The 3,944-nt window shown below is 74.7% G+C and carries 1 protein-coding gene and 2 pseudogenes; 1 reads left to right on the top strand and 2 read right to left on the bottom strand.

The window, feature by feature from the left end; all coding sequences use genetic code 11:
* Positions 1-167: 167 nt before the first annotated feature.
* Both ABZ281_RS41140 and ABZ281_RS41135 read right to left on the bottom strand, forming a co-directional pair.
* Positions 168-308 (bottom strand): annotated as a pseudogene (locus tag ABZ281_RS41140) (DUF2510 domain-containing protein); the annotation flags it as partial.
* A gap of 56 nt (positions 309-364) precedes the next feature.
* Positions 365-1,355 (bottom strand): annotated as a pseudogene (locus ABZ281_RS41135) (MFS transporter); the annotation flags it as partial.
* A 180-nt stretch (positions 1,356-1,535) separates the two neighbouring features.
* On the opposite strand from ABZ281_RS41135, the gene ABZ281_RS41130 reads away from it, so the two are divergent.
* Positions 1,536-3,944, top strand: a 2,409-nt coding sequence (locus tag ABZ281_RS41130) for an AAA family ATPase (RefSeq protein WP_356663061.1), incomplete at its 3' end; no start/stop codon positions are given.

Raw genomic sequence — 3,944 nt, 5'->3', positions numbered from 1 at the left:
CTCGGGTGCCCCGTTGCCGGTTTCTCGCTCCCTGCCGGCTCACCGGCTCCCGGCGTTCCGGCCCCGGTCGGCTCCCCGGCCGCAGCCGGTTGGCCCGCCGGTGCCGTCGAAGCCCCGGCCGGGGGCGCCTGATCCGTCGGTGGGGTACCGGCATGCGCCGGACCTGTCGGGGGACCCCAGGTCGCGGGCGGCTGCGCCGGGCGAATGCGGTCCGTCCAGGTCTTGCCGTCCCACCAGCGCTCGGTGGCGGGCCCGTCACTTGTCTGTCCGGGATCGGCGTACCACCCGGGAGGAGTCTCCTGCGTCATGCCCCCACCGTATGAGGCGTCGGTGAAAGAGGCATGAGAGGAGTCGGAACCGGCTACTCCAGGAGCAGCCGCGCCGGCGGCCGAGCCGCCCGCGGCGGAAGCCGCTGCCCGTCCCGGCCCGGCGTCACCGACCCCAGCACGCTGGGATGCCTGGCCCCCGTGCTCGCCGGGTCCGTGCCCGGCAGGCCGTGCAGGGTCAGGAACCCCAGCACCGCGAAGGCATACGCCTCCTTGGTGTCCGACGGCAGACCCAGGTCGTCCGAGGTGCGCAGGGCCACCCCCCGCAACAGGTCCGCGAGCATCGACATCAGCACCGGGTTGCGCGTCCCGCCGCCCGAGGCGACCACCTCCGTCGCACCCACCGACCCCACGGCCTCGGCCACGGTCCGGGCCGTGAGCATCGTGAGCGTCGCCACGACGTCCTCGGCCGGCAGCGTCCCGAACCCGGCCAGCGCGTCCCGCAGATGACCGAGGTGGAACAGCTCCTTGCCCGTCGTCTTCGGCGCGGGCAGCGCGTAGTACGGCTCCCGGAGCAGCCGGTCCAGCAACGGCCCGTGCACCCGGCCCCGCGGCCAGCACCCCGTCCGTGTCGTGGGCCAGCCGCTCCGCCGCTGAACCCCCGGGCCGCAGCACCGCCGAACTCCCCACCCGCCGACAGCCCTTGGAGGACCCGCAGGAACGTCAGCAGCCAGGGAGCCAGGGCACCCGCTGCGCGTACGTCGGCAACACGCCGATCAGCGTCGTCGCCACCGTCATCAGCGTGATCACCAGGACGAGCACCGGACGCCGGCCGACCCGGTCGCCGAGTCGGCCGAAAAGCGCCGCGCCGACGGGGCGGAAGAAGAACGCGAGCGCGACGGACGCGTACGTCCTCACCAGGGCCTCGGCCTCGCTGCCGCCCTCCGGCGTGAAGAACCGCGCCGCGGTGATCGTCGCGAAGCAGCCGTAGACGCCGAACTCGTACCACTCGATGAGGTTGCGCACCGACCCCGCGACCAGCGCCCGGCGGCCGCGTCGTGGGTCCCGTTGCTGCTGATTGAGCGTCACCTCCCTTGATTTTACGCGCTGTTGACCCGAATGCGGCTGGTGGAGGGCCAGATGCGTCGCCCCGCCGCACCCGGTGTCACCCGTCACGGCAAGAGGTGCCCCGACGACCCTCCATTCAGGCAATCGGACGGCTACGCTCGACGTCTGTACGTCGTTCGGGCGACTTGGGGAGGTAGCGGGATGACGGAGGTACGGCCCACGGCCGCCGCCTCGGCTTCCCTGTGGGAGCGCGACGAGGAGGTCGCCGCCGTCGCGCGGGCGGTCGACAGCCTGTGCGCGGACCGTTCCTCGTCCGGCGGACTGCTGGTCTTCCGCGGCGAGGCCGGACTCGGCAAGACCGCGCTGTTGGCCGAAACCCGCCGCATCGCGGAGGCCCGAGGCTGCACGGTCTGGTCGGCGCGCGGCGGCGAGACCCTCAGGTCGGTCCCCTTCAACGTGGTACGGCAGTTGCTGCAGCCGGCCCTGGTGTCGATGCTGCCGGAGGAGGCCCGCGAGTACCTCGGCGACTGGTACGACATCGCCGGCCCCGCCCTCGGCATCGCGGAGCCCGGCGACCGGCGGGCCGACCCGCAGGGCGTGTGCGACGGCCTGGTCGCGGCCGTGCGCCGGCTCGCCCGCCGGGACTGGCCGCTGGTGCTGCTGATCGACGACGCCCACTGGGCGGACCAGGAGACCCTGCACTGGCTCGCGGGGCTCGCCGAGCGCCTGGACGAGATGTCCGTCCTGGTCGTCGTCACCCGCCGGTCCGAGGAGGTCTCCGGCCCGAGCGCCCGCCACCTCGACACCGTCGCCGCCGCCGCGGACGGTCCCGTCACGACCCTGAGCGCCCTCACCCCGGACGCCACGGCCGGGCTCACCCGCGCCACCCTGGGCCGGCACGCCGACGCCGCGTTCTGCCGCGAGGTCTGGGCCGTCACCGCCGGCAACCCCTACGAGACCGTCGAACTCCTCGCCAAGGTGCAGGACAGCGAGCTCGAACCGGTCGAGGCCCGGGCCGGCGAACTGCGCGAGCTGAACCGCTCGGCCCGCGGCGGCGGCCTCGTCGCCCGCCTGGAGGAACTCGGCATCGACGCCACCCGGTTCGCCTGGGCCGCCGCCATCCTCGGCACCGGCATCTCCGTCGGCCTGGTCGCCAAACTCGCCACCCTGCGGCCGGACGACGCCCGCCGCTGCGCCGAACTGCTGCGCACCGCCCGTATCCTCACCGCACCCGACCCCGCGACCGGCCGCAGCGCCGACGGCGACCTGGAGTTCGTCCACCCGCTGATCGCGACCGCCGTGTACAACTCCATCCCCGACGCCCTGCGCACCGCCATGCACGGCATCGCCGCCCGGATCGTCGCCGACGAGGGACACGGCGCCGCGGCCGCCGCCCGCCACCTCCTGGAGGTCCACCCGGACGACGACGAGGAGCTCGTCGGACAGCTGCGCGAGGCCGCCCGCGAGCATCTCGCCGTGGGCGCCCCCGACGCCGCCCGCCGCTGCCTGGAGCGCGCCCTGAGGGAACCGCCCCGGCCCGACTCACACCCGCACGTGCTCTACGAACTCGCCGGGGCCACCTTCCTCACCGCCCCGGCCCGCACCATCGGCCATCTGCGGACCGCGCTCGGGATGCCCGGCCTCGACGGCGACCAGCGGGTGGACGCCGTCTTCCGGCTCTCCCAGGCGCTCCTGCACAACGACCAGCTGGAGGAGGCCGTCCGCACGGTCGAGGCGGAGGCCGCCCGGCTGCGGCCCGGCCCCGCCCGGATGCGGCTCCAGGCCGTGCACTTCATGTGGGAGGGCCTGCACGCCGGCGAGGCCACCTCACCCGACCGTTCCCAGCGGCTCGCCGACCTGGCGGGCACCTGCACCGGCCGGGACAACTCCGAACGCGCCCTGCTCATCCTGCGCGGCTTCGACGCCCTGATGCACGGCGAGAACGCCGAGGAGGTCGCCGGACTGTGCGACCGCGCCCTCGTCAACGGCCGGCTCGCCCCCGGACTCGGCTGGACCGACACCGAGTGGGGCATCGAACTGCTGCTGATGCTGGCCAACGCCTACGGCTTCACCGACCGCCTCGACCGCGCCGAGACCCTCTACAACGAAGCGCTGCGCGCCTACGAGACGGCCGGCTGGAGCGGCGGCCACCTCGCCCTGGCCCATGCCTACGTCGGGATCGGCCACCGCAGGCGCGGTCGGCTGAAGGAGGCCGAGGCGTCCCTGCGCGAGGCGCTGCGCCTCGCCGAGCGCGTCGGCCGCGGCCTGCCCCTGTACTGGTCAGCGACCTGCAGCCTGGTCGACACCCTGCTGGCCCGCGGCCACGTCGAGCAGGCCTGGGAGGTCGCCGAACGGCACGGCTTCGCCCCTCCCTACCCGTCCACCATCGTCCTGCCGGATCCCCGCTCGGTACGCGGCCGGCTGCTGCTGGCCGTCGGCCGCGCCAAGGACGGCATCAACGAACTCGAGGCGGCGGAGAAGGCCGCGGCGGCCCGGGGTCACCACAACCCCGTGCTCGTCCCCTGTGCGGCCGACCTCGCCCGCGCCCTCAGCGCCGAGGACCCGGCCCGGGCCGCCCGGCTCGCCGTCGACGTCCGCCGCCAGGCGGAG

The sequence above is a fragment of the Streptomyces sp. NPDC006265 genome, assembly GCF_040613555.1.
In the GTDB taxonomy this organism is placed as follows: Bacteria; Actinomycetota; Actinomycetes; order Streptomycetales; family Streptomycetaceae; genus Streptomyces.
Note: the sequence above shows the minus strand (reverse complement) of the source record. Positions and strands in the feature narration are given on the sequence as shown.